Genomic DNA, 25,490 nt, shown 5'->3' with positions numbered 1-25,490 from the left:
AGGCTCAGTTGATTTGGACAATGGGAATCAACAGCGCGTCGCGGCGTTTGCCGTGCCGCCGCATCAGCATTAAACAACCGGCAATAAAGCCCAAACAGCCGAGCGACCAGAGAGCGGAGCTGAGAGGGTGGCTGGGGCTGCTACCAATCTGGTACACCAGAACAGCGGCAGTGTACGCCAGGCCGGTACTCCAGCCTGCAACAAACAGCATCCACTTGATACCGGCCTCCCGCACCATGGCGCCCAGAGTGGCAACACAAGGTGTGTACAGCAAGACAAAGACCAGATAAGAGAAAGCAGCCAGCTGGCTACCAAACAGCACTTCCATCGCGCTGAAGGTACCGGAGTGTACACCTTGTTCTTCAGCCTGGTCGGCCCCGATCAGATTCAGTCCCAGGGGGTCGAGCAGGTTGTTGGCAACGTCAGCCAGGTTGGCAGGAATGGTTTGCAGGGATTCCAGTAATAACCCTGGTAAATAGTACGGACGATCATCTTCTTCGATGTCCGGGGTATACAGGGCGTCCAGCGTACCAACGACGGCTTCCTTGGCAAAAATACCGGTAATGATACCAACGGTTGCAGGCCAGTTATCCTGCTGAACTCCCATGGGCGCCAATACCGGAGTAGCTACTCGGGCAATGCCAGACAATACCGATTTTTCGTTATTCTGATTGCCGAAGGAACCGTCCGTACCGATGGAGTTGAGAAAGCTCAGTACAGTAACAACAATAATAATGGTTTTACCGGCTCGCATTGAAAAAGACTTCAGGCGCTCCCAGGTTTTAATCAATACACCTTTGGCTGTCGGGATATGGTAGGCCGGCAGTTCCATAACAAACGGGGTTAATTCCGGTTTGAACAGAGTGTTCTTCAAGGCCAGCCCGGTAATCAGGGCCATGGCGATACCTAATATATAAAGCGAAAACACCATCGTGGCACCGTTGTCAGCAAAAAAGGCCGCGGCGAACAGGGCGAATACCGACAGTCGGGCACCACATGACATAAAGGGAGCCATGGCAATGGTCAATAAACGATCTTTATGGGTATCCATTGTTCGGGCTGCCATTACGGATGGCACGTTACAGCCGAAGCCAACGATAAGCGGTACAAACGATTTTCCGGGCAGCCCAACCGCACGCATCAGACGATCCATAACAAAGGCGGCCCGCGCCATATAGCCTGAGTCTTCAATAATGGATAAAAACAGGTATAAGCCGCCGATAATCGGAATAAAGGTGGCAACCAGCTGGATGCCGCCACCAAGGCCGTCGGAGATCAGGGTGATAAGCCATTCCGGAGCCGATATGGCATGCAGCAGATAGCGACTGCCTTCAACAAAAATGGCAGAGGATGCCATGTCAAAAAAGTCAATAAAGGCACCGCCAAAATTAATGGCGAAAGTAAACATCAAATACATGACGCCGAGAAAGAAAGGGATACCAAGAAAACGGTTTACTACCCAGTTGTCGATACGTTCCGTTAAGGATTGTCCGGTGTGATGCAGGCTGATGACCTGGTGGGTTAAACGCCGGATAGATTCAAAACGGGAATTGGCGATCAGGACATCAATGGGCTGGCCCTGTTGCTTTTCAATACGCTGACGCCAGTCGGTCGCCCGTTGCACAAAGGCATCCCGATAGGCTTCTCCGATATTGGCGCTGGCGTGAAAATCACTTTCCAGCGCCTGGGCAGCCATCCAGCGGGGGTTTGACAGGGTTTGTCCGGACACTTCGATCAGCTCATCCAGAGCCGTCTGGATCTCACCAGAGACTTTCCACATGGGGGTTGGCACGGCCGCATGCTGGAGCGCATGGCCGATTACACGGCGTAATTCTTCAATACCATCGCCGGTAGATGCAATAATCGGCACCACCGGTACGCCCAATAATGTCGAGAGCTGCTGGGTATCGACATGTATGCCTTCCCGTTCGGCGACGTCGAGCATATTGACGGCGCAGACAATGGGGACACCCATATCAAGTAATTGGGACGTCAGGTAAAGATTACGTTCCAGATTCGAGCCATCAAGAATATTGATAACCAGATCGGATTCGCCGCCGATGACAAAATCACGGGCGATTTGTTCATCAAGGGACAGGTCGTCATCCTGGCAGTCGAGTGCGTAAGTACCAGGCAGATCAACCAGCGTTTGATACTGCTCGCGAATCAGTACGATACCTTCCTTGCGTTCAACCGTGACCCCTGGCCAGTTGCCTACTTTTTGACGCGCCCCGGTCAGCTGGTTGAACAGGGTCGTTTTACCGCAGTTAGGGTTGCCAATCAGGCCGATTACAGCAGGTTTCACGTAATACTCTCCACCAAAAGAATGCTCGCCTCTTGTTTACGCAGGCTTACCGATGTGCCACGAAGCAGGATCTGAACGGGGTCACCAAGAGGGGCGACACGGCGGACTTCAATCTCGGCGCCAGGAACAACACCCAGTGCCAGTAGTTTGCGGCGGAACTGGGCTTCTGTCGCGGCGAATCCGGTTACTCGTACATGTTCACCCATACCTACCTGATCCAGTGTCATGGTCATAGAATTTTCCGTCCGAACGAAGCTCAAGGAGAAAAATGATAATGTGTATCATTTTGATGGGCAAGTGCTGTTTGCATGGTTTGCTGTTGTTGGATCAATTCAGCAGCTCGTATTATCTGCCAATATGGGTGGAACTTTTCTGGCGTCAATAAACTCATTCGATATTTTCTAAGCGGGAACTAATAATAAAATAAATAGGCTGGTCGTCTGGATTAAATAGGATATTTTATTACATATTCGGTGTAGAGTTCTGACAGTGGCGGGTCTATACTGGCGTTAACACTAACCAAAACACATAGAATGTACCAATGCACATGCCAGATTATGATTTTCAGGGTCATTCGGGCGATTTTCTATGTGTTGCCATACCATAGCCGAGGTGAATGTGAGCATTCTGGATAACGATATCGATAAGAAAATTCAGCTGCATCAACAAAAAATTGTTGAACTTGAGCAGATGAAAAAAGAGCACGAGAAGAAACTCAAGGGTCTGGAGGCATTCGATGTCGAGATCAAGCGTCTGTGCGAGCAAAATGATTTGTCTGAGTCTGAGCTATATATTGCCCGTTCAGAACAAATTGAGAAATGGATTCTGGAAATGTCTCGCGAGGAATCACCATTAGCTATCTACAATAGCCTGCTCAAACATTTTGAGCGTGCTGCAGCGCGTGGTAGCAAACGAGAAAAGAAAGTGGTTCAAGCGAAGCCAAAACTGGAAGTTGGTACTTATCGTAATCCAAACACTGATGAGAGGGTTGACAAAATCAAACGTAATCCTCGTCTGTTGGATCAATGGATCGCAGAGTACGGTATTGATACTGTAAAATCCTGGAAAGAATCTTGATATAAGTGGGCAGCGGATATATTCGCTGCCCATTGTTTTTATTATCCACCGTAATATCCCTTCCTGATTCCATGTTTGATGACGATGGTAATTCCATACCTTGTATCACGTGGCCCTGAAACATTGCCTCTGAAACACTGCCCCTGTGCACATGTCCCAGAACGTTACTTTGGCGCTCCGGTGTCCTTGATAGGTGAACGACTACCGCCGGTGACACGCTTACGGTTGCTGCCTGTCATTGTCATATCCCCTCCAATCGTTTTGTCTTGTTGTGTTTGCTACATCGTGGCTTGCTAATTAATCCATTTAAATCAATAAGTTAGGTGATGGCCTCTGGTTTGCAGCTGGTTTTTTGGAACGCTAAAGACACCGATGCGCAGATGAGGGCAAAGCATGAAAGCCAAAGACATTGCCGAGTTGATGGACGAGCCAGCTTGTGAACACAACAAGAAGGAAAAGTCTGGATGTGCCAAGCCCAAGCCCGGTGCTACAGACGGCGGTTGTGCATTTGATGGTGCCCAGATTGCCCTGCTGCCAATTGCCGATGTCGCTCATGTGGTGCATGGCCCAATCGCGTGTGCCGGTAGCTCCTGGGATAACCGGGGCACCCGTTCCAGTGGCCCCACCCTGTATCGCATCGGCATGACCACCGATCTGACCGAGCAGGACGTGATCATGGGACGTGGTGAAAAACGTCTGTTTCATTCCATCAAACAGGCTGTCGAAGATTACAACCCACCTGCCGTATTTGTGTACAACACCTGTGTACCGGCTCTGATTGGTGATGATGTCGATGCCGTTTGCAAAACGGCCGAGGCCCGTTGGGGAGTACCGGTGATTCCTGTTGATGCCGCTGGTTTTTACGGCACCAAGAATCTGGGTAACCGCATCGCTGGCGATGCCATGGTCAAGTATGTGATCGGGCATCGTGAGCCTGAACCATTACCGGAGTCGGTACAGCGTCCCGGTATCAAGGTGCACGACGTTAATCTGATTGGCGAATACAACATCGCCGGTGAGTTCTGGTACGTCTTGCCGTTGCTGGATGAGCTGGGTATCCGAGTGCTGTGTACCTTGTCCGGTGATGCCCGTTTCCATGAAGTGCAAACCATGCATCGTGCCGAAGTCAACATGATGGTGTGTTCAAAGGCGATGCTGAACGTGGCGCGCAAGCTTCAGGAACGTTTTGGTACCCCCTGGTTTGAAGGTAGCTTTTACGGCATTACCGATACCTCACAGGCCCTGCGTGATTTTGCACGGTGTATCGGTGATGACGACTTGAGCCAACGCACAGAAGCCCTGATCGAACGGGAAGAGCAGCGCATCCGTAAAGCGCTGGAACCTTGGCGTCAACGGCTGGACGGCAAGCGTGTGCTGCTCTACACCGGCGGAGTGAAATCCTGGTCTGTTATTTCAGCACTGCAGGATCTGGGTATGAAAGTGGTCGCTACCGGTACCAAAAAATCCACTGAAGAAGATAAGGCCCGCATCCGTGAGTTGATGGGGGATGACGTCAAAATGCTGGATGAGGGCAACCCCAAAGCCCTGCTGACCACTGTGCGGGATTACCAGGCCGATATTCTGATTGCCGGTGGTCGCAATATGTACACCGCCCTGAAAGCCCGTATCCCGTTTCTGGATATCAACCAGGAGCGTGAATTTGGCTATGCCGGCTATGACGGCATGCTGGAGCTGGTACGGCAGTTGGCGCTAACGATAGAAAGCCCAGTGTGGCAATCGGTTCGTCGGCCAGCACCGTGGGAAGCTACTGCCAGCCAGGGTGATCTGTTATCGGTACAGGAAGCGGGGGCAGGATTATGAATAATATTGTCAAGATGGCACCAGGCCAGTCCGGCGTGATTAAAAAGCGTAAAAAAGCGCTGTCGGTCAGCCCACTGAAAACCAGTCAGACGGTTGGTGGGGCACTGGCGGTATTGGGTGTTGCACGCGCGGTGCCGCTGATGCACGGCTCTCAAGGCTGTACCGCATTTGCCAAGGTATTTTTTGTGCGCCACTTTCGCGAGCCGGTGCCACTACAAACTACCGCCATGGATCAGGTCAGCTCGGTAATGGGGGCCGACGACAATATTGTCGAAGCGCTAAAAGTGATCTGCGAAAAAAGTGCCCCCGCATTGATTGGCCTGGTGACAACCGGCCTGGCAGAAACCCAGGGAGCTGATATCAAGCGCGCCGTCGGGGAATTCCGGAAACAGTACCCCCAGTTTGTTGGCACGGCCGTGACCGCGGTGAATACCCCCGACTTCAGTGGATCTTTTGAAAGTGGTTTTGCGCTTACCGTTAAAGGGATACTGCAAACCCTGGTGCCTGAAGTCGACCCCGAGGCACCGCGTGCCGGTTTGCGTCACAAACAGATCAATGTCCTTTGTGGTGCCAATTTGTCACCAACCGACCTGGAATTTGTCGCCGAGAGTATCGAAAGCTTTGGATTACGGCCGCTGTTGATTCCGGATTTGTCCGGCTCTCTGGATGGCCACCTGGCCGATGAGCCTTTCAGCCCGGTCACTACCGGTGGGGTCACTGTTGCTGATATCGCTACGGCTGGTGAAAGCCTGGCCACACTGGCTGTTGGCGAAAGCTTGCACAGCTGTGCCCAATGGCTGGAAAAACACACGGCAGTACCGACACATTGTTTTGGTCATTTGATGGGGCTGGAAAGCGTCGATCAGTGGTTCCACACCTTGTCGCAACTCAGCGGCCGGCCAGTACCTGAACGCTGGGTGCGTCAGCGCAAACAGCTGCAGGATGCCATGCTGGATACCCATTTTATGCTGGGACTGTCACGGGTGGCGATAGCCTCCGACCCGGACATGCTGACCGGTTTCACGCGTCTGCTACAAGGCATGGGAGCTGAGGTAGTGACCGCCGTAGTACCGACTCAGGGACCGGCCTTGAAAACCTTGCACGATGTACCTGTGCAAGTTGGTGATCTGGAAGACCTGGAAATGGCTGCTGCCGCGTCCGGGGCACAGCTTCTGCTTACCAACAGTCATGGTGCCGAGAGTGCCGAGCGACTGGGTATCCCGCTGTTCCGGATTGGCTTTCCCCAATACGACGTGGTGGGAGGCTTTCAGCGCTGCTGGTTTGGTTATCGCGGTACCAGCCAGGCGCTGTTTGATCTGGCTAATCTTGTCTTGAGTCAGCATCACGAGCTGGAGCCATATCATTCCCGTTATTCGCAAAAACACGATGCTGTACCAGCCGGGTCATACCCTGGTGATGTCTCGTCTCATTGAGTCGCTGATCAGTAAAGAGGACAGATGCATGAGTATTACTCGCAAACTGGCAGTGGTGGATGACAACGAAGACGGCACGCTGTTGAAAGTTGCCTTTGCAACATCAGACCAGATAACGGTTGATCAGCATTTTGGCTCAGCGCATGCCTTTTCGATTTATGGCGTGAATCCCGAGAATGCCTATTTGCTCGAGGTCAGTGAGTTTGGCGACCTGAAACAGGATGGCAACGAAGACAAGCTGGCTGAAAAACTGGAGATGCTCCGGGGGTGTGTTGCGGTGTATTGCCGGGCGTGTGGCGCATCGGCGGTGCGGCAGCTACTGGTGCTGGGCATTCAACCGGTCAAGGTCAGCGACGGCACCGAAATCAGCGAGATGCTGATCAACTTGCAGCAGGAGCTGCGAGAAGGGCCATCAGCCTGGCTGGCCAAAGCGATTCGTAGTCAGCAACACCTTAACCCCAACCGTTTTGACACCATGGAATCGGAAGGCTGGAGCGAATAATTCGCCCGCTACTATTTCATCCTCAGGAGAAACACCATGAACGACACAGTCATTGATGCTGATCACGAGCAGCTGGCCAACCCGCTGGTGCGTCAGGTTGTAGTGCAATTGCGCGCCATGGACAGCTACGGCACTTACGACACCTGGAGTGACGACAAAGTGCTGGACCCCATGATCCTGACCAAGGAACGCCGCCGCGAAATCCCGGTAGTGGGTGATCCGGACGAAACCACCGTGTCACGCATCAAGGCGTATTACAACGCCCTGGCGACAACCATTGAACAGGAAGCCGGATTAATGGCTGTCCCTGTTATCAATATTACTCACGAAGGTTTTGGTCGCGCCATGATCATTGTGGGCAAGCTGGTGGTACTGGATAAAACCCTGCGTGATGTGCACCGCTTCGGTTTTGATTCGCTTGAAAAAATGATTGCCGAGATCGAAAAGGTCAGCGGCAAGGCCGTCTCAATGATTAACAATCATCGGGATGTTGCCGAAATGTAACGAGGCCGGGTCACGGCCGAGCGTGGCTCGATGAACGTATTGGATAAATGGAGGCCGGTTTATGACTCCCGAAGAGATCAAGGCACTGAAAAAGAACGTGAGCGCCAAAAAACGTATGGCGACTGAAATAGCGTCAAAAATACACGACGTGGTTGAAGACACTTTCTGGACTGAGTACCAGACCTTGCCAGCCCTGGCCGAGGAAGCGATCGCGGCCTGTGAGGCCTGGAAAGCAGCTCAGGCGGAATATGAAACAAAAACCAAAGCGGCCGAAACGGCCTGAAGCATAGCGCTGGAATAACCGGACTTTCCTGGCTGTCGGGCTAACCGTCCCGGATCCATCAGTCGAGTAATGGGCCAGCAAGAGCTCGTCTCGTCTTGTTGTCATGTCAGGAGTCGTCATGGTGTTGGGGGAACCCGGCACAACAAAGCAACCGTGATTAGCACTTATAACCAGAGAGAGGAGATCGGCCATGACTGACACTATCGTTGGCCGCACGCGAGGCGGAGAAGAGTGGACGCCTGAATTTGTCACGGCACTGGACCCGATGACCTGCATCGGCTGTGGCCGTTGTTACAAGGTATGCCCACGAGATGTATTTGATCTTGTTGATCGTGCGGATGTGGTCGATGCCGAAGAGGATGACGACGACTTTTACGATGATGATGACGAGATGAAGGTAATGACTATTGCCAATGCAGATGACTGTATTGGCTGTGTCTCCTGCGCTCGTGTTTGTCCAAAAAGCTGTCACACACATGAAGCACTAGCGGGGTAATCGTCATGCCAAAACCAGAATATCATGTCTTTGTTTGTGGTCAGCAGCGCCCAGCGGGGCATCCCCGTTCCAGTTGTGGAGAAAAAGGCGCTGCGCCCTTGATGCAGGCTTTTTCTGAACGCCTGATTGCCAAAGGCTTGTTCAGCAAAGTGTCGCTGGTCGCGACAGGCTGCCTGGGACCATGCCGGGCTGGAGCCAATGTATTGGTGTACCCGGGCGGTACACTTTATATACAGGTTGCCCCGGAGGATATTGACCAGATCATCGACCAGCACTTGATCGGTGGCGAGCCATGGCTCGACAAGGTTGCCCCGGATGAGGTATGGCAGTGAGCCTGCTGGCCAGCTCGTTACAGCACGACGCTGTCTCCGGGACAGCGGCCGAGCGCCTGGTCGAGGAAAAGGCTCGCATCAACGCCGTTCAGCAGGCGTTACTGGCGGAACTGGGCAAGATCGGCCTGGCTGAGCATTGTCCGGGTATTACGGCGGCGTTTGATGCTGCCGAGATCCGCATCGATCCGTTTGATCAGAGTGAGTCGCTGCAATGTTACTGGAAAACCCCCTTGGGGATGAATCAGGGAACGGTGCAGTTACTGCCAGATGATCAATTGTTCGCAGAATACGATGTGTTGTGTGTTCATCCAGACAAACCGGCCTGGTTTGTCGAAGCGGTGACGGCCTGGGGGCAAGCGAGCACGCTCAAGACTGAATTACGACTGATCCCGGTGCCCTGAGCAATGCTCAGAACGTTATAAAACAAGTGGCCAGGAAAGCACTCACTGGCCCTTGTTCCCTGCTTCCATTCTCCCTTCCTGATACATCCCTGCCATTTTTGGTTATTCATCATTCCTCTTGCCCGATTGCGCAACTTCCTGGTGGCTATCTTGTGCCGGGATATACGCCAGTTGCCAAGCGCGAGGTCTGGCAAAGGTTCGCTTTCGCTTGTCGTATAAACCCAACACAAGCGCTTGTAGTAACTACGACAAAGCCTTGCCTGCGTTGTGTTCGCTACATCGTTTCATTCCCGACATTGTCTTTAACTGACTGAATTATAAACATTTTTTTATACGTATTTGGCGTGGCATATCGATTGCACTTTCTCTTCAGGCAACCCTTTCCAGCCGGCTCCAGTCATTTGCCGGGAGCGGCCGTAGCCACAGGAGGCAACATCATGATCACAATGACCGATAGTGCAATTTCCGCAGTTCGCCGTTTTATGCAGTCCAGCGAGGCCCCGATGGCGGGTCTGCGCATCAAGGTCGAAGGTGGCGGCTGTTCCGGCTTTCAATATGGCATGAAGCTGGAAGAGAACGTTACCCAAGGGGATGAGGTACTGGATTTTTCCGGCCTTACCGTACTGGTTGATGAAAACAGTGCAGCGCTGCTGGAGGGCGTGACGGTGGATTTTGTCGACGGCTTTGAAGGCAGTGGCTTCAAGTTTGAAAACCCGAATGCATCCAACAGTTGTGGTTGTGGCAAATCATTCAGCGCCTGAATGCAATCGCTGATTTATATCCGATCCAGACTCGCCGCAATCCGGCATCGATACCAGGAGCAGAATTATGTGGGATTACTCTGAAACCGTTAAAGAACACTTCTACAACCCTAAAAACGCCGGATCGGTCACTGAGGCCAATGCGGTTGGTGACGTCGGTTCCATCAGCTGTGGTGACGCCCTGCGCCTGACACTGAAAGTTGAACCCGATACCGAGATTATTCTGGACGCCGGGTTCCAGACCTTCGGTTGTGGCTCCGCCATCGCCTCTTCTTCTGCCCTGACCGAAATGGTGAAAGGCAAGACCCTGGATCAGGCGCTGGAAATCAGCAATCAGGATATCGCGGATTTCCTCGACGGCCTGCCTCCGGAAAAAATGCACTGTTCCGTGATGGGGCGTGAAGCCTTGCAGGCGGCAGTGGCCAATTATCGTGGCGAAGTCTGGACCGATGATCATGAAGAAGGTGCATTGATCTGCAAATGCTTTGCGATCGATGACGTGATGATCCGTGACACCATCAAGGCCAATAACCTCAGCACCGTGGAAGAAGTCACAAACTACACCAAAGCCGGTGGTGGTTGCTCCTCTTGTCACGAAGGCATCGAGAATATTCTCTCCGAAGAGTTGGCTGCTCGTGGTGAAACCTTTGCGCCAGGTGCAATCGGTAAAAAAGAAGGCTTTGTGAATCTGGCAGAAACAAAGGCCGAGCCAACGCCGCCCGCCAAGCTAAGCACGGTGCAACGTATCCTGAAAATCCAACAAGTCCTGGAAGGATTGCGCCCGGCCTTGCAGGCCGACGGTGGTGATGTCGAGCTGCTGGATGTGGAAGGCAAAAACGTTTACGTCAAGCTGGTCGGAGCCTGTTCCGGGTGCCAGATGGCCGCCATGACACTGGGTGGCGTGCAGCAGAAGCTGATCGAAGAACTGGGTGAATTTATCAAGGTTATCCCTCACACCGAACGTCCCGTTGAAATTGCAGGAGTCTGATCATGGCCGATATTTACCTCGACAATAACGCCACTACCATGTGCGATCCCGAAGTGGTTGATGCGGTGATGCCGTATTTCAGTGAGCAGTTTGGTAATCCGTCCTCCATGCACAGTTTTGGCAACAAGGTTGGATTTGCCCTCAAGGCTGCCCGCAAAAGTGTACAGAACATTCTGGGAGCAGAGCACGATTCGGAAATCATCTTCACTTCCTGTGGCTCTGAATCGGACTCCACCGCTATCCTGTCGGCACTGAAAGCCCAGCCGGAACGCAAGGAAATCATCACCACGGTGGTGGAACATCCTGCGGTACTGAACCTGTGCGATTACCTCGCCACCGAGGGTTACACCGTCCACAAGCTGGCCGTCGATGACAAGGGCCGACTGGATCTGGAAGAGTACAAAAAGCTGCTGATAGACCAGGTCGCCATTGTCTCTGTGATGTGGGCCAATAACGAAACCGGTACCATTTTCCCGGTACTGGAAATGGCCGAGCTGGCTGATGCCGCTGGTGTGTTGTTCCATACCGATGCGGTGCAGGCCGTGGGCAAGATCCCCATGAACCTGCAGGATACCTGCATCCATATGCTGTCGTTGTCCGGGCACAAGTTGCACGCTCCCAAAGGCGTAGGCGTGTTGTATCTGCGCCGTGGTGTACGTTTTCGTCCACTGCTGCGGGGTGGCCATCAGGAGCGTGGTCGTCGTGCCGGCACCGAAAACACAGTGGGAATCGTTGGGCTGGGCAAAGCCTGTGACCTGGCGATGGAGCACATGGAGTATGAAAATACCGAAGTGGCCAAGCTGCGTGACCGTTTGCAGGCCGGCATCCTTGCCGCTGTGCCGCATTCCTTTGTGACCGGAGATCCCTCCAACCGTCTGCCAAATACGCTGAACATTGCTTTTGAATACATCGAAGGCGAAGCCATCCTGTTGCTGATGAACAAGGCTGGTATTGCGGCGTCGTCTGGTTCTGCCTGTACCTCTGGTTCGTTGGAACCATCCCATGTGATGAAGGCGATGGGCATTCCTTATACAGCAGCTCATGGCACGGTACGTTTCTCCCTCAGCCGTTATAACACTCCGGAAGAAATCGAACGGGTGATCGAAGCTGTGCCACCGATTGTCGCCAAGTTGCGCAAGCTGTCACCTTATTGGGATGAAAACGGTCCGGTGGAAAACCCTGAACAAGCCTTTGCGCCTGTTTACGCCTGAGTTTGACTGAGCACAGGAGCGCGACCATGACCACAGAACTTCCTGCCATTGTTATTGATGACACCACGTTGCGTGATGGCGAGCAAAGCGCCGGCGTTGCCTTTACCGCAGATGAAAAACTGGCCATTGCCAGTCATCTGTCGGCGATGGGTGTGCCGGAGCTGGAAATCGGCATTCCTGCGATGGGAGATGAAGAACGAGAGGTGATGCAAGCCATTGCCGAGCTGGGACTGTCGTCGCGCCTGTTGGCCTGGTGCCGTTTGTTTGATCAGGATCTGGATGCGGTACGGGGTCTGGATGTGGATATGGTGGATTTGTCGATTCCGGTATCGGATCAACAGATTACCCACAAGCTGGGTCGCGACCGGCGCTGGGTCGAAGGCCAGGTCGAGCGTCTGGTAGCCACCGCCGGTGATGCCGGTTTCGAAGTCTGCCTGGGCTGTGAAGATGCTTCCAGAGCCGATGCCGACTTTGTTGCCCGCCTGGCCGATATCGCCGCCAATGCCGGTGCCCGGCGTCTGCGGTTTGCCGATACGGTTGGCATCATGCAGCCATTCTCGGTACTCGACAGCATGCGCACTCTGCGTCGTCGTACTGACCTGGAACTGGAGATGCACGCCCACGACGACTACGGCCTGGCCACCGCCAACACCCTGGCGGCGGTGATGGGTGGAGCCACTCATATCAATACAACGGTGAATGGTCTGGGTGAACGGGCAGGGAATGCGCCGCTGGAAGAATGTGTCCTGGCGCTGAAGCACTTGCACCAGCTTGAAACCGGCGTGAATACCCTGTTGATGCCCGGCTTGTCTGCCCTGGTTGAACAGGCTTCAGGACGTAGCGTCAGCTGGAACAAAAGCATTGTGGGGGCAGGCGTCTTCACTCATGAAGCCGGTATTCATGTTGATGGCCTGATCAAGGATCCACTGAATTATCAGGGCCTTGATCCTCTGGAGCTGGGCCGCCAGCACCAGATGGTACTGGGCAAGCATTCCGGTAAACACGGGCTGATCCGGGCCTACCAGGACATTGGTATCGAGCTGCTGAGTTGGCAGGTTCCGGTGTTACTGCAACAGCTTCGCATTTGGGTCACTCGTTCCAAGCAGGTGCCATCGGCCAGCCAGTTGGTGGACTTGTATCTTGCGTTGGAGCCAGTCATGGGCCATGGCCATAGCGCCAATGGCCCGACAGAGGAGATGAACGTATGTCAGCTACATCCAGTCGCCAGCTAACGGCTCGCCAATCGTTGTGGTCGCAATGGCGTGAAGACATTGCCAGCGTGTTTGAACGAGATCCGGCAGCCCGCACGACCTTCGAAGTGTTGACCACATATCCTGGTGTACACGCGCTGATTTTTCACCGTATCTCGCACCGGTTATGGCTGCGGGGCTGGTGTTACGCTGCCCGCTGGCTGTCCTGTTTTGCCCGCTTGCTCAGTAATGTGGATATTCATCCTGGAGCGACAATCGGCGCCCGTTTTTTTATCGACCACGGCGCTTGTGTGGTGATCGGCGAAACCGCCGTCGTTGGTGACGATGTCACGCTTTATCACGGCGTGACGCTGGGAGGCACCAGCTGGAACAAGGGCAAGCGTCATCCAACCTTGGGAGATGGCGTGATGGTAGGAGCCGGAGCCAAGATTCTCGGCAATATTACTGTCGGTAGCGGCAGTCGGGTTGGGGCCAATTCCGTTGTGGTCGAGGACGTTCCTGAACAATGCACCGTGGTAGGGATTCCAGGCAAGGTAGTCAAACTGCGCGAAGCGGGCTTGCTCAACCCTTATGGCATCGATCTGGACCATCATTTGATACCAGACCCTGTTGGTAAAGCGATCAGCTGTTTGTTAAGCCGGATTGACCTGTTGGAATCCCGCCTTGATAGCCGGGATGCCGAAGAGCGCTACAGCCATTGCGAGACAGATAATCAGATTTGTGAACAGGACTGCCCTGGTGGACAGGTGATCAAGGCCCGGCAGTCATTGGGGACGGTGAGGTAAGCAGCATGGACTTGCAGGATTTCAAAGGCCAGATGATGTATTTCGACGAGCCGCTGACCGTGGAAGTTGAAGAGCTCATGAACCGGGCAGCATATGCATACGGCGATGGGGATGCAGAAGGCTACTTGTTAAAAGCCTATGCCCGGGCTCCTGCTCATATGACGGTTCTGGTTGGCCTGTACCGGTTTTATTACTACCAGCATCGTTTGCCTGAAGCGATTGCCGTCGCCCATGAAGTGATGGCTGAGATTGCCCCTGGAATCGGCTTTCCGGACCATTGGGAAAAGCTCACCTCCGACGATTTGAAACGGGGTGTGCTGGAATCTTTTACCCGGGTGCGCTTTTACCTGCTGGCCTTGAAAGGAGCCGCCTATCTGACACTGCGGCTGGGTGATATGGCCGAAGGGATACGGATGCTGAACAAGGTGGTGGAGTTTGATACCAGCGACCGGTTGGGTGCCCGATCGTTACTGCAATCGATTGGCCCGGCCGTGGTGGTCAATAACCAGCCAGCCAGCCCGGCAGTATCATAAGAATAGAGAAGAACGGACAGCAAGCGACTGACTTGCTGCGACTGACTTGCTGCGACCATCGGCGGGTGTCCGGCCATTGTGCGACGACGACCCGACGATGAGCTGACAAGACGTGATGAATAACGTGATTGATGACGAGAGCTATCTAACAGCGACCTAACAGAGGGGTAACGCTATGGAACTGCAAGACGAATTGAGCCTGGAAGACGCATTGGATGAATTGGTGTCGGCGGAGGACTTTCTGGAGTATTTCGGCGTACCTTTTGATCCGGCTGTGGTTCATGTGAACCGGCTGCATATCATGCAGCGTTATCACGACTACCTGAGTCAGAGTGAAGACTCCATGGCAACACATCTGGGTAATGACGAAGCCTTGCGCTCTGTCTATCGGGCACTGCTTGAACGTGCTTATTCCGATTTTGTGGAATCTGATGCCCTGACCGAAAAGGTATTCAAAGTGTTCCGTATGCACGAGCCACAAACCGGCTTTGTACCATTGGATAGCCTGCTGTAATTCAAGCAAAAGGAGGAGCCTGTGAAACCTGCCTATGAGTATGGCGATGAAGTAAGGCTGATTCGCAACGTCCGTAACGATGGTACTTACCCCGGCAAGGACGTCGGGGAGCTGCTGATTCAGCGAGGTGCCATTGGTTGTGTTTACGACGTCGGCACCTACTTGCAAGACCAGCTGATCTATCGGGTGCACTTTCTGGATACCGGCTGCACGGTTGGCTGCCGCGAGGAAGAGTTGATCCCGGCGGATGCATACTGGATCAGCAACCGTTTTGAATTCCGGGATGCGGTGGTGGCGACTGTGTCGATGTCGAGTCAGGGGGAGGCGGTGGTTCAGCCAGGGGATCTGGGAGAAATATCCCGGGTGATCCGTGAAGACGGCAAGTTGTTTTATCACGCTCGTTTTCACGGTCGTACCTTTCAGGTTCCAGAAGCGGCACTTGAAGCTCCGGATGATGATCGTCCGCCGGTGGAGCATGAGGATTCACAAATAGCAGGGGGAGCAGCATGAGTGCACTGGCCCGATCTGTCGAGCATGAGGACAGACCACTGAATGGTTACCGTGAGCTGCGGATTGCTGGCGAGCAATTCGGTTGTTCACCTCATGAGCTCACGCCTGAACAGGCGCGCAAATTACAACGTATCGCCAGTAATGAGCTGGCGTTGGAACAGTTGATACTGTCCAGCCCGGAATCGGCACAGGTGAGTGTTCCGACCTCACAACTGGACGCGGCTCTGGATCAGATTCGCCAACGGTATGAGTCCGATGCGCAATTTGAAGAAGCATTGGAGCATAACGGGCTGGGGACTGATGACTTGCGTGACGGTCTGTTGCGGGAGTTAACGGTCGAAGCGGTGATGGAGTTGGTGGGTAGCCGGGGAGTGCATGTTGATGCGACCGAAGCGACCTTGTTTTATTACTTGCATCCAGAACGTTTTGCCAAGCCCGAAATCCGTACCGCCCGACATATTCTGATTACCGTGAACGAAGGCTTTGCCGAGAACGAACGCAACGCGGCTTACCAGCGTCTGGAGGAGATCACGCGTCGGGTGAAGCGTTCGCCCAAGCGTTTTGCCGAGCAGGCACTGAAACACTCCGAGTGTCCGACCAGCCTGAATGGCGGTTTGTTGGGGGAGGTTCGTGCCGGCACCCTGTTCCCTGAGCTGGACAAGGCCTTGTTTTCGATGTCGGAAGACGAGTTGCGAGGTCCGATTGAAAGCGAATTGGGCTGGCATTTATTGTGGTGTGAAAAAATCCACCCGGCCACCCTGATGCCTCTGGATGAGGTATTGCCTCGCCTGCAAGAGGAATTGCAACAGCGTCAGAACAAGCGTACCCAGAAGCTCTGGCTGAAACAGCGCGCCGCCAGCGTCTGAGTCGATTACCTGCCGCGCCGGAGACTGTCGGCGTGGCGCACTGATCCAGGAGGTCACCATGGCAGACAGCCCAAGCTCCGCACAGCCTACATGTTCATTTTGCGGGATCGAAAAATCCCCTCAAGTTCCCCTGATAGCCGGTAACGACGGTCATATTTGTGAGCAATGCGTCAAGCTGGCCTATCAGGTTGTTAGCAGTTGGGGGCGTCGTACCCAGAATCCGTCCGAGCCGGAATTAAAAACGCCACTGGCGATCAAGGATTTTCTGGACGAATACATTATTGGTCAGGATGAAGCGAAAAAAACGCTATCGGTCGCCGTCTATAACCACTATCTGCGTTTGAAGTTCCAGGACAGCCAGGCCGAAGCCAGAATACCGGTTAACGGTGGCAGCGATATGGTCGAGCTGGAAAAATCCAATATCCTGCTGGCCGGGCCATCTGGTACCGGTAAAACCTTGCTGGTCAAAACCCTGGCACGGATTATTGGTGTGCCTTTTGTGATCGGTGACGCCACTACTCTGACCCAGGCCGGTTATGTCGGTGAAGATGTTGACAGCCTGCTCAAGCGCCTGCTGGAAGCTGCTGAAGGGGATGTCCAGCAAGCCCAATGGGGCATTGTCTATATCGATGAAATCGACAAGATTGCCAGCCGCGGCAGTGGTGGTGCCAGTGCCCGGGACGTATCCGGGGAAGGTGTGCAACAAGCATTACTGAAAATGGTTGAAGGCAGTGAAGTTCGCATTTCCAAATCCGGCCGCAGGGAAGGGGGCGAGGAAGTGGTGCTGAATACGCAGAATATTCTGTTTATTGTTGGTGGGGCTTTCCCTGGACTGACAGAGCTGATCAGCAAACGGTTGCAGCCACCCAAGTCCGGGATTGGTTTCAGTGCCCCGATCAATACCGCCTCAGCAATCAGTAATGAGCAGTTATTGGTGGCTTTGCAACCGGATGACTTGCTGCAATTTGGCCTGATTCCTGAATTTATCGGCCGTTTCCCGGTGATTACCTTTTTGCAGGATCTGGATGTCGACAGCCTGAAACGGATTTTGACCGAACCCAGAAATGCCCTGACCAAGCAGTACCGCCAGCTGTTTGCCTTCCAGAATGTCGGATTGGACTTTACCGAAGAGTCGCTGACCTTTATTGCCAAGGAAGCCGTGAAGCGGGGGACGGGAGCCAGGGGATTGCGAGGAATGATGGAATCCATGCTGCTGTCGACCATGTTTGACTTGCCATCCCGTACTAATCTGGCTTCGTGCACCGTTCAGGTGTCGGGAGAAGAGGAGTCGGCGCAACTCAGCGTGCGGGAAGAATATGGTGATGGTGAAGTGGTACAGGAGCCTTTACCGACACCGACGGCAACCGTTGACGTTGCAGATAAATCTGAAGCTCTACCCGCAGCATCCCAAAGCGTTTGATGATTTGACGGGAGCTGCTGTTTTGTTTTTTGGGTCGCCTCTGGCGGCCTTTTTTTATGGTTTGGGGATAACCAGTTACCGCTTGTTGGCCGCAAGGGTCAGAAACAAGGCTTGAAAGGTTTGATCAGGATTAAGATCAGGACTAAAAAAAGGCACGGCCAGTGGGGATTACTGGCCATGCAAGGCTTTGAGGAAGGAAAAGCAAATTTACAGCGGCAAACCAAATTCAGGGGCAATCTGGCCTAACCAGGCATTCAGGCGTTCTTCGGTCAGTCCGGTCTGGTTGTCGAGGTCGAGCGCCAGACCAACAAATTTATCGTCCAACAAGGCGGCGGACTGTTCAAATTCATAGCCATCGGTTGGCCAGCTGCCAACGAATTTGGCACCACGCTCGGTGAAAAACTCGTACAGCTCTCCCATGGCGTCCAGAAACTCATCCGGGTAACCTACCTGATCACCCAGGCCATAGATGGCTATGGTTTTGCCGCTGAAATCCATATCTTCGATTTTGGGTAAAAATTCTTCCCAGCTTTCTGCATCGCAGTCTGATGACAGGCCTGGCAATTCGCCGTCGCCCAGAGTCGGAGTGCCGATCAGCAGATATTCGTAGCTGGCAAAGGCATCAGGCTCGGTTCTGTTGACGTTGAGCGGTGCGGCCATGATGTCGTCGTCGAATTTCTTTTTGATCATTTTGGCAACCTTACGGGTCTTGCCTGTGTTGCTGCCGAAAAACAGCCCTATTTTGGCCATGCGTGTTCTCCTTTTGGGACGGTAAATAGGCACTTGCCGTTGATCATTTTCGATATCATTAACGGCTGTTGCTCATACCGGGGTTTTGCAGGCGTTGTGCCAGTTTGTCGGAGCTGTAACATTATGAATTTTCTGGTTTTTTTTATTTTGTGTCGGTATGTGTCGGAAACCAGACAAGCGTAATCGGTAGATCTTTGCTGCTTTGTAGCTTTTCCAACAAACCCTGCTATTGACTGCTCAAGCCGTCTCTGACTGTCGGGGACATCTATTTACTCCTGCACGGCGGCAACCCGCGACCTTCGGGGCTGCCGGATGATCTCGACTCGGTGTCGCCGACTTTTGACTTGACCCGTCAGGCCTGCAAGTCGGCTTCGTGATTCGAAACCATCCGGAGGCCAAGAGTGAGCACCGGATTAAATAGATATCCTCTGTTATATATACAGAGTTATAAGGCTTTGATCCTCAACTTAATCAATGTTTATCCACAGATCTTGTGTATAAAATTTTTGATATGGCATGCTTTTTGTCAGCTAATGAGGGACGATGATATGGATTAACCGTGTTGTCTTTTAATCTGTTGGTTTTTTATTTTGTTCTTTAAAAACAAGGTATTATTTATTTTTTTATTGGCTTTTGAATAGCTTTTAGCAGCAAGAGAATCAGTTGGTTATCATATAATCTGAGTGATTATTACTGATATCGCTTATAGGTCCCGGTAAAAATGAAAATAACATGACAGATTATCCACAGATTTTGTGGATAACTTTGGGTGTAAGTTGAAGAAAAATACGTTCAGGCATGATGAGTGGGCGGGCACTGTCAGATTGTACAAAAAATAACCAGATAGTGGGCGTCGTGCTGCCGTGCAGGTGGGATCCGGGGAGCGTGCAGGGCAACAGGATTGCCAGGCAAACAACATAATGATCCCCGGAGCCTGGGTCTTTGGCGGATTATTGAGTCAGTGATGCTTTTAAGGGTTCGTGCTGTGCCGCTTCAAGGCGCGGTCCAAACTGGCTGACAACCTGTGCTGATGCCGCGGATGCCAAGCGGCCGGCAGCCGCAAAGTCATGGCCATGGGTCAATGCATAGAGGAAAGCTCCGGCAAACATATCTCCGGCACCGTTGGTGTCGACGGCGGTGACACTGTGTGGCGCAATGCGGTGCAGTTGTTCGCCATCCCAGGCCAGGGCACCGTCTTTGCCACAGGTAACCGCAAAGGTGTGGGCCTTGGTTTTTAAAGCCGTAATGGCGTCATCCAGATGGCTGGTTTCTGTTAGCAGTTGGGCTTCCTGCTCATTGCAGAACAGCAGATCAACACCGTCGCCCATGATTTCCAGAATACCGTCACGAAAGTATTGCACCATGGCTGGGTCAGAGCAGGTCATGGCGACCTTGACGCCATGTTGGCGCGCCAGTTCGCGTACCTGAACGGCGGCTGCCCGCGAGGTATCTCCTGTCACCAGGTAGCCTTCTATATAAACGTACTCGGAACTGGCGATGGCGGTTTCGTTGATATGTCGGGCGTGCAGGTCTGAGGTAATACCGAGGAAGGTATTCATGGTGCGTTCGGCATCCGGGGTAACCATAACCAGGCATTTGCCGGTAGTGCCGGTTTCACGATCGTCGCCCAGATTGGTGTCTACGCCAGCTGCCTTGAGGTCGGTGACATAAAAATCCCCTGATTCGTCGTTGGCGACATTACAGGTGTAGTAGGTTTTGGCACCAAAATAGCTGGCTCCTATAATAGTGTTGGCAGCACTCCCTCCACAGGCGCGTTTTTTCAGACCATAGGTGTCGGTCAGTTGCCCGAGCAGCCCGGTCAGTTGCGTTTCGTCAATCAGGGTCATCAGGCCTTTTTCTATGCCCGCTTTGGCAAAAAAGGCGTCATCCACCTCAAATTCCTTATCGACCAGTGCGTTACCGATGCCGTAAATGTGGTATCCCATTGTGTATCTCGTGTTATGTCAAAGAGGCCGCAGTGTAACAAATGACAGCGACAACGGACGATGGGCCGCGGCTCTCTGCCGCTGCTGGTTCTGGTGTGGCTGACCCGGTGTTCGACCGTCGGTTTATTGATGCCGTCGGTTGAGGTTTGCGTTTATGATACGGCGATGAATCCTGTTTCCCGCTTTATCCGTCAGCATCAGCGTGTTCGTCATGCGGTGTATCAGACTGAGTCGAATATTTTTCGTTCAATGACGCGTACCGCATCAACCTTGCTGTTGTTTGTGGGTGTTCATGCGTTAGCGATGATGTGGCTGGAGTCCATGACCCCCTGGCAGGCGGTGTGGTTGACGCTGACCACGCTGGCGACGGTGGGTTATGGGGATGTGTCGGCACAAACCCCGCTGGGGCAGCTGATGACGATTGTGCTGATGTATGGCTGTGGCATCACACTGATGACTTTCCTGATCAGTGATTATGTCGATTTTCGAATGGCGCGGCGGGAACGTATCCGCACCGGACACTGGGACTGGAATATGGCTGACCACATTTTGATCATCAATTCACCGAAGTACAATTATGAAGCCTATTTCTTGAGGATGGTCAGCCAGATACGGGAAAGTGGCGAGTATACGGATACGCCGATCATGCTGTTGAATCAGGACTTTGCCAATGGTCTGCCTGACAGTTTACGACGGCTGGGGGTGGTGCATGTGACCGGGTTGGCCAGTCGTCCGGAAGATTTGGCCCGGGCCGGTGTTGAGCGGGCACGGCATATTGTGGTGCTGTCGCGGGATGAATATTCTCCGGATAGCGACAGCTATTCTTTTGATGTCTGCTATCGTCTGTATGAGCGCCATCTGGGGCCGCGGGTGATTGCCGAAGTTGTGGACGACGCCAATCGGGCGCGTTTACGGGACTTGAAGATCAAGGCATTGTTACGACCCATTCGTTCATATCCGGAAATTATTGTCCGGGCGATGGTGGCCCCCGGCGTTGAGCGGATTATTGAAGATATGTTCACCCATGAGGATGATCATGCCGTGCGTTATCCCGTTTGGCTGGAGGGAGAACGTTGGGCTGATGTGGTGAATGCGGTGGTACAAAATAATCTCGGTACCCCGTTGGCGTTTGTCTCAAAGGAAGGGGAGGTATTTACCCACCCGGATGGAGATGAACACGTCCAGGCGCAGTCGATTATCGTCCTGGTTCACACGGAAAAACCTCCTACCGTGAGCGATATCCAGCACGCAATCGAAATCCATTTTAATCAGGGCCTGGCTGATATCGAATAGCTTTTCCGTGGTTCCCACAGTGCGTTGTCAGGGCCGTTTATCCTGTTCTGAATGTGTGTGGTAACGGAGGGATGCGATTGTTGTTGTCTCACCGATGCCTGGCTGTCTTTCTGTTTCCGGCTGACTGTCTTGTTTCCCGATGAGGCTTGACGTTCTGGCGCCGCGAACCTTCTGCTATAGTCGCCCGGTTATTTAGCGGGAGTTGTGCCAATGCTCAGTCAGTTACTGGCGTTACTGTCCGATGGTCGTTTTCATTCCGGGGACGACTTGGGGCAGATATTGGGGGTCAGTCGGGCCGCCATATGGAAGCAGATGAAAAAGCTGGATGAGCTGGATATTCCCTATTCTTCTGTTAAAGGTAAAGGTTATCGGCTGCAGGATGCCATCGAGCTGCTCGATCAGGCCAGTATCGAGCAGCAGATGTCAGATCGGCTGGATCGGCTGGATATCTTGCTGGATGTGGATTCCACCAACAGCTGGTTGTATCAGCGGGCGCCGGATCATTTGGGCAAGCGTTATGCGGTTCTGGCAGAGAAGCAGCATCAGGGACGCGGTCGACGCGGTCGCCACTGGGTCAGCCCGTTTGGAAAAAATATCTACCTGTCTTTTCTGGTGACGCTGCCAGGTACCTTGGCTGAACAGGAAGGCTTGAGCCTGATGGTGGCCATTGCCCTCGAGAAAGCACTGCTGGCGCTGGGTATTGAAGGGGCTGGGCTGAAATGGCCGAACGACGTGTATATCGAGGATAAAAAAGTAGCTGGTATTCTGTTGGAAGGTTGCCAGACACAGCCTGGTTTTTGTCAGATTGTTATTGGTATTGGTCTTAATCTGGCGCTGAACCCGCAGGATGCGGAGCGTATCGAACAGCCCTGGACCGCCTTGCGCCATTATCAACCAGGTCTGTCACGCAATACGGTTGCCGCGGTGCTGTTACAACAACTGAACTGGGCGGTGGATGAATTCCAGCGCGATGGCTTTGGTCCCTGGATGGCGTATTGGGCTGAACGGGATGTCTTTTACCGCAAGGAGGTTGTTTTGAGCGGATTGGCCGAGCCACGTTATGGTGTCGTAAAAGGTGTGAATCGCAAAGGGGAATTGCTGTTGCAAACCACCCGCGGTATTGAAGTGGTTATTGCAGGAGAATTGAGTGTCCGTCCTGTTAATTGATGCGGGGAATACCCGTATAAAGTGGCGTTATCAGGGCGACGGTGGTGTTGTTCATCGTGGAGGTTGCGCCCATGCGGACGTGGCTGCCCAGCAATGGCCTGCGGTTGGGCGTGCGCTGGTGGCCAGTGTGCATGATAACCCCGGACTGCATCAGCAGCTGCAGCAGCAATTTGCCGATCGACTGGTGTGGTTGTCTCACCCACTACTGGACTATACGGATTTCCAGCATTGTTACCCCAACCCTGAGCGCCTGGGCGTTGATCGTTGGCTGGCGATGCTGGGTGCTCGCAAGCACAGCGATGCTGATGTACTGGTCGTTGATGCCGGGACTGCGATGACGGTTGATTTTCTGTTGTCAGACAATCAGCATGAAGGCGGGTTTATTGTGCCGGGGCTCACATTGGCGCAACAGATGCTCTGGCAGAATACCGAACGGGTACGCCCGTACCTGGACGAAATGGCCAGCGAACAACTGCAACCCGGTCGTGATACGGTGCAATGCGTCACCGCCGGGGTGCGGCGTCAGCAGGTTGCTTTTGTGCGTAATGTGCTGGAAGACTATGAGGGGTATATCCCCTTTTTTACCGGTGGTGATGGAGAATGGCTGGCCGTCGCACTCGACGTTCCTTACTGGCCTGAGCTTATCTTTGACGGACTGGATACCCTATGCGCTGGATATTTTTCTGCCTGGTGACAGGTAACTTGCTAGCTCTGGCTGTGTTCTGGCAGCAGGAGTCGGTGCCGGTTAAGACAACCACTGGCCTTGAAATAGCCTCGGGACAGCGGCTGACATTGATTTCTGAAGCCGCGGTGACTCTGCCGAAGGCGAAAGACATCCGTAGTCAGGAGACCAGGAGCAACAGGCACTGCTTTGTTCTTGGCCCTTATAAGGATGAGCTGAGTGCGCGCCATGCAAAAGCCCGTGCGGCTGCGCTCGGCATGAATGGCCGGACCAGCAGAACCGAGTTGCCGGGCGGGGAACCTCGTGAGTTCTGGGTGCACGTACCGCCCCGGGCAAGCCGGGATGCGGCGATGCGGATCCTGAAAGAGTTACAGCGGCGTGGTATCGACAGCTACATCATTACCAAGGGTGAGTTGTCTGAAGGGGTGTCATTGGGATTGTTCCGGCAACGGGAGTCTGCAGAAAGGCTGGTGGAACGGGTCAAGCAATACAATATTCCGGTTGCCCTGCGTGAAGTGTTGGATGTTGTAGAAGAGTTCTGGTTGGAAATCCCTGTCAGTGATGAGATGGGCGAGCGGTTACGACAACGTATCATGGCAGACGATAAAGCGGTCAGCTGGCAAATGAGCCAGTGCCAGTAGAGACGTCCATCCGGGTGTCATAACCGGAGAAGACAAAAAGATGGATATAAATAACAAAAAGTGTTGACAGCTATCGGTTCCAGTCATATATTACGCGCCACTTCGGTGGGGTTCCCGAGCGGCCAAAGGGATCAGACTGTAAATCTGACGCGAAAGCTTCGCTGGTTCGAATCCAGCCCCCACCACCAAATTCAGAATCAGCGCTATGTCGATGATTTGACAGGAGCGAGGCCTACAGTCCCGGCTTCGGCCTGAAGGTTCGCGGGTATGGTACAATGGTAGAACCTCAGCCTTCCAAGCTGATGATGCGGGTTCGATTCCCGCTACCCGCTCCAGGTTACAAAATTTGCTGATATAGCTCAGGCGGTAGAGCGCATCCTTGGTAAGGATGAGGTCCCCAGTTCGATTCTGGGTATCAGCACCATTGATTAAATTGCAGAAAGGTAGGCTAATGCCTGCCTTTTTGTGTATCTGACGGTCTGAAATCTACTACCACGTAAGAGAGAGAAGGTCATGGCTAAGGCAACGTTTGAACGTTCCAAACCCCACGTAAACGTAGGTACTATTGGTCACGTTGACCATGGTAAAACCACTCTGACAGCGGCTCTGACTCGCGTATGTGCTGAAGTATGGGGCGGCGCAGCCGTTGCATTCGACGGTATCGACAACGCACCAGAAGAGCGTGAGCGTGGTATCACTATCTCAACTTCTCACGTTGAGTACGAATCTCCAAGCCGTCACTACGCCCACGTAGACTGCCCAGGACACGCGGATTATGTGAAAAACATGATCACCGGTGCTGCGCAAATGGACGGTGCTATCCTGGTATGTGGTTCTACTGACGGCCCAATGCCTCAGACTCGTGAACACATCCTGCTGTCCCGTCAGGTTGGCGTACCTTACATCGTCGTTTTCCTGAACAAGGCAGACCTGCTGGCTGAAGACTGCGGTGGCGCAGACTCAGAAGAATACGCAGAGATGCTGGAACTGGTTGAAATGGAACTGCGTGACCTGCTGTCTGAATACGACTTCCCAGGTGACGACACACCAATCATCCC

General features: G+C 53.2%; 28 protein-coding genes, 3 tRNA genes and 1 pseudogene. 27 read left to right on the top strand and 5 right to left on the bottom strand.

Annotated elements, in window-relative coordinates; all coding sequences use genetic code 11:
- Positions 1 to 4 precede the first annotated feature (4 nt).
- The 3 genes from feoB to Q8W24_RS14985 are packed head-to-tail and all read right to left on the bottom strand — an operon-like array spanning position 5 to position 2,696.
- Positions 5 to 2,305, bottom strand: a complete 2,301-nt coding sequence (gene feoB, locus Q8W24_RS14995) for a Fe(2+) transporter permease subunit FeoB (RefSeq protein ID WP_303433644.1) — start codon at positions 2,303 to 2,305, stop codon at positions 5 to 7.
- Entirely contained in the window at positions 2,302 to 2,538 is a 237-nt protein-coding gene (locus Q8W24_RS14990) for a FeoA family protein (RefSeq protein ID WP_303433646.1), read from the bottom strand. Before Q8W24_RS14990 ends, feoB begins: the two co-directional genes overlap by 4 nt.
- Before the next feature lie 23 nt (positions 2,539 to 2,561).
- Positions 2,562 to 2,696, bottom strand: a complete 135-nt coding sequence (locus Q8W24_RS14985) for a hypothetical protein (protein WP_303433648.1) — start codon at positions 2,694 to 2,696, stop codon at positions 2,562 to 2,564.
- Between the two features lie 227 nt (positions 2,697 to 2,923).
- Here Q8W24_RS14985 and Q8W24_RS14980 point away from each other — a divergent pair, with 227 nt between their 5' ends.
- The 19 genes and pseudogenes from Q8W24_RS14980 to clpX all read left to right on the top strand — a co-directional run.
- A complete protein-coding gene (locus Q8W24_RS14980; protein WP_305475826.1) occupies positions 2,924 to 3,382 on the top strand; it encodes a hypothetical protein in 459 nt (152 codons plus the stop codon).
- A gap of 393 nt (positions 3,383 to 3,775) precedes the next feature.
- Positions 3,776 to 5,203 (top strand): nitrogenase iron-molybdenum cofactor biosynthesis protein NifE, encoded by a 1,428-nt coding sequence (gene nifE / locus Q8W24_RS14975; RefSeq protein WP_305452069.1) that lies wholly within the window; start codon positions 3,776 to 3,778, stop codon positions 5,201 to 5,203.
- Positions 5,200 to 6,636 (top strand): nitrogenase iron-molybdenum cofactor biosynthesis protein NifN, encoded by a 1,437-nt coding sequence (gene nifN, locus Q8W24_RS14970; RefSeq protein ID WP_305452067.1) that lies wholly within the window; start codon positions 5,200 to 5,202, stop codon positions 6,634 to 6,636. The genes nifE and nifN overlap by 4 nt, the downstream gene beginning before the upstream one ends.
- 28 nt (positions 6,637 to 6,664) lie before the next feature.
- On the top strand, positions 6,665 to 7,138 hold the full coding sequence (locus Q8W24_RS14965; RefSeq protein ID WP_303433654.1) for a NifB/NifX family molybdenum-iron cluster-binding protein: 474 nt from the start codon (positions 6,665 to 6,667) through the stop codon (positions 7,136 to 7,138).
- A 36-nt stretch (positions 7,139 to 7,174) separates the two neighbouring features.
- Complete coding sequence (locus tag Q8W24_RS14960; protein WP_303433656.1) at positions 7,175 to 7,642, top strand: NifX-associated nitrogen fixation protein; 468 nt, start codon at positions 7,175 to 7,177, stop codon at positions 7,640 to 7,642.
- 61 nt (positions 7,643 to 7,703) lie between these two features.
- A complete protein-coding gene (locus tag Q8W24_RS14955; protein WP_303433658.1) occupies positions 7,704 to 7,925 on the top strand; it encodes a CCE_0567 family metalloprotein in 222 nt (73 codons plus the stop codon).
- Positions 7,926 to 8,115: 190 nt separating this feature from the next.
- Positions 8,116 to 8,421 (top strand): ferredoxin III, nif-specific, encoded by a 306-nt coding sequence (gene fdxB / locus Q8W24_RS14950; protein WP_303433660.1) that lies wholly within the window; start codon positions 8,116 to 8,118, stop codon positions 8,419 to 8,421.
- A 5-nt stretch (positions 8,422 to 8,426) separates the two neighbouring features.
- Complete coding sequence (locus Q8W24_RS14945; protein ID WP_303433662.1) at positions 8,427 to 8,753, top strand: ferredoxin; 327 nt, start codon at positions 8,427 to 8,429, stop codon at positions 8,751 to 8,753.
- Entirely contained in the window at positions 8,744 to 9,154 is a 411-nt protein-coding gene (locus Q8W24_RS14940) for a hypothetical protein (RefSeq protein WP_303433663.1), read from the top strand. Before Q8W24_RS14945 ends, Q8W24_RS14940 begins: the two co-directional genes overlap by 10 nt.
- A 437-nt stretch (positions 9,155 to 9,591) precedes the next feature.
- The gene (locus Q8W24_RS14935) at positions 9,592 to 9,915 is read left to right on the top strand and encodes an iron-sulfur cluster assembly accessory protein (RefSeq protein WP_303433665.1); all 324 of its coding nucleotides are present in this window, start codon (positions 9,592 to 9,594) and stop codon (positions 9,913 to 9,915) included.
- Positions 9,916 to 9,982: 67 nt separating this feature from the next.
- The gene (nifU, locus tag Q8W24_RS14930; RefSeq protein ID WP_305415618.1) at positions 9,983 to 10,903 is read left to right on the top strand and encodes a Fe-S cluster assembly protein NifU; all 921 of its coding nucleotides are present in this window, start codon (positions 9,983 to 9,985) and stop codon (positions 10,901 to 10,903) included.
- Between the two features lie 2 nt (positions 10,904 to 10,905).
- The gene (gene nifS / locus Q8W24_RS14925) at positions 10,906 to 12,114 is read left to right on the top strand and encodes a cysteine desulfurase NifS (RefSeq protein ID WP_305475824.1); all 1,209 of its coding nucleotides are present in this window, start codon (positions 10,906 to 10,908) and stop codon (positions 12,112 to 12,114) included.
- A gap of 26 nt (positions 12,115 to 12,140) precedes the next feature.
- Positions 12,141 to 13,346, top strand: coding sequence for a homocitrate synthase (nifV, locus tag Q8W24_RS14920; protein ID WP_303433670.1), 1,206 nt, complete (start codon positions 12,141 to 12,143; stop codon positions 13,344 to 13,346).
- A gap of 14 nt (positions 13,347 to 13,360) precedes the next feature.
- The gene (gene cysE / locus Q8W24_RS14915) at positions 13,361 to 14,110 is read left to right on the top strand and encodes a serine O-acetyltransferase (RefSeq protein WP_368501386.1); all 750 of its coding nucleotides are present in this window, start codon (positions 13,361 to 13,363) and stop codon (positions 14,108 to 14,110) included.
- 5 nt (positions 14,111 to 14,115) lie between these two features.
- Entirely contained in the window at positions 14,116 to 14,643 is a 528-nt protein-coding gene (locus tag Q8W24_RS14910; protein WP_305475823.1) for a hypothetical protein, read from the top strand.
- Between the two features lie 175 nt (positions 14,644 to 14,818).
- Complete coding sequence (gene nifW, locus Q8W24_RS14905; RefSeq protein ID WP_303433674.1) at positions 14,819 to 15,157, top strand: nitrogenase-stabilizing/protective protein NifW; 339 nt, start codon at positions 14,819 to 14,821, stop codon at positions 15,155 to 15,157.
- 21 nt (positions 15,158 to 15,178) lie between these two features.
- Positions 15,179 to 15,667 carry a nitrogen fixation protein NifZ gene (locus Q8W24_RS14900; RefSeq protein WP_303433676.1) on the top strand — a complete coding sequence of 163 codons (489 nt, stop codon included), beginning with the start codon at positions 15,179 to 15,181 and terminating at the stop codon, positions 15,665 to 15,667.
- Positions 15,664 to 16,533: a nitrogen fixation protein NifM gene (gene nifM / locus Q8W24_RS14895; RefSeq protein ID WP_305475822.1), complete on the top strand. Its 870-nt coding sequence runs from the start codon at positions 15,664 to 15,666 to the stop codon at positions 16,531 to 16,533. The genes Q8W24_RS14900 and nifM overlap by 4 nt, the downstream gene beginning before the upstream one ends.
- 58 nt (positions 16,534 to 16,591) lie before the next feature.
- Positions 16,592 to 17,821: pseudogene (gene clpX, locus Q8W24_RS14890) on the top strand (ATP-dependent Clp protease ATP-binding subunit ClpX); the annotation flags it as partial.
- Between the two features lie 339 nt (positions 17,822 to 18,160).
- Here clpX and Q8W24_RS14885 read toward each other — a convergent pair.
- The gene (locus Q8W24_RS14885) at positions 18,161 to 18,703 is read right to left on the bottom strand and encodes a flavodoxin (RefSeq protein ID WP_305415621.1); all 543 of its coding nucleotides are present in this window, start codon (positions 18,701 to 18,703) and stop codon (positions 18,161 to 18,163) included.
- 950 nt (positions 18,704 to 19,653) lie between these two features.
- Entirely contained in the window at positions 19,654 to 20,649 is a 996-nt protein-coding gene (locus Q8W24_RS14880; protein WP_305415622.1) for an adenosine kinase, read from the bottom strand.
- Between the two features lie 165 nt (positions 20,650 to 20,814).
- On the opposite strand from Q8W24_RS14880, the gene Q8W24_RS14875 reads away from it, so the two are divergent.
- The 8 genes from Q8W24_RS14875 to Q8W24_RS14840 all read left to right on the top strand — a co-directional run.
- On the top strand, positions 20,815 to 21,942 hold the full coding sequence (locus Q8W24_RS14875) for a potassium channel family protein (protein WP_305415623.1): 1,128 nt from the start codon (positions 20,815 to 20,817) through the stop codon (positions 21,940 to 21,942).
- A gap of 210 nt (positions 21,943 to 22,152) precedes the next feature.
- Complete coding sequence (locus Q8W24_RS14870) at positions 22,153 to 23,109, top strand: biotin--[acetyl-CoA-carboxylase] ligase (protein WP_303433687.1); 957 nt, start codon at positions 22,153 to 22,155, stop codon at positions 23,107 to 23,109.
- Positions 23,090 to 23,803: a type III pantothenate kinase gene (locus Q8W24_RS14865; protein ID WP_303433689.1), complete on the top strand. Its 714-nt coding sequence runs from the start codon at positions 23,090 to 23,092 to the stop codon at positions 23,801 to 23,803. The genes Q8W24_RS14870 and Q8W24_RS14865 overlap by 20 nt, the downstream gene beginning before the upstream one ends.
- The gene (locus tag Q8W24_RS14860) at positions 23,776 to 24,432 is read left to right on the top strand and encodes a hypothetical protein (protein ID WP_303433691.1); all 657 of its coding nucleotides are present in this window, start codon (positions 23,776 to 23,778) and stop codon (positions 24,430 to 24,432) included. Before Q8W24_RS14865 ends, Q8W24_RS14860 begins: the two co-directional genes overlap by 28 nt.
- A 104-nt stretch (positions 24,433 to 24,536) precedes the next feature.
- Positions 24,537 to 24,620, top strand: a tRNA-Tyr gene (locus tag Q8W24_RS14855).
- A gap of 73 nt (positions 24,621 to 24,693) precedes the next feature.
- A tRNA-Gly gene (locus tag Q8W24_RS14850) sits at positions 24,694 to 24,767 on the top strand.
- A gap of 13 nt (positions 24,768 to 24,780) precedes the next feature.
- Positions 24,781 to 24,856, top strand: a tRNA-Thr gene (locus tag Q8W24_RS14845).
- 89 nt (positions 24,857 to 24,945) lie between these two features.
- Positions 24,946 to 25,490: GTP-binding protein (locus tag Q8W24_RS14840; protein ID WP_305475820.1), on the top strand; the 545-nt coding region annotated here is incomplete at its 3' end.

The sequence above is a fragment of the Oceanobacter sp. 4_MG-2023 genome (assembly GCF_030689165.1).
Classification (GTDB): Bacteria; Pseudomonadota; Gammaproteobacteria; order Pseudomonadales; family Oceanobacteraceae; genus Oceanobacter.
Note: the sequence above shows the minus strand (reverse complement) of the source record. Positions and strands in the feature narration are given on the sequence as shown.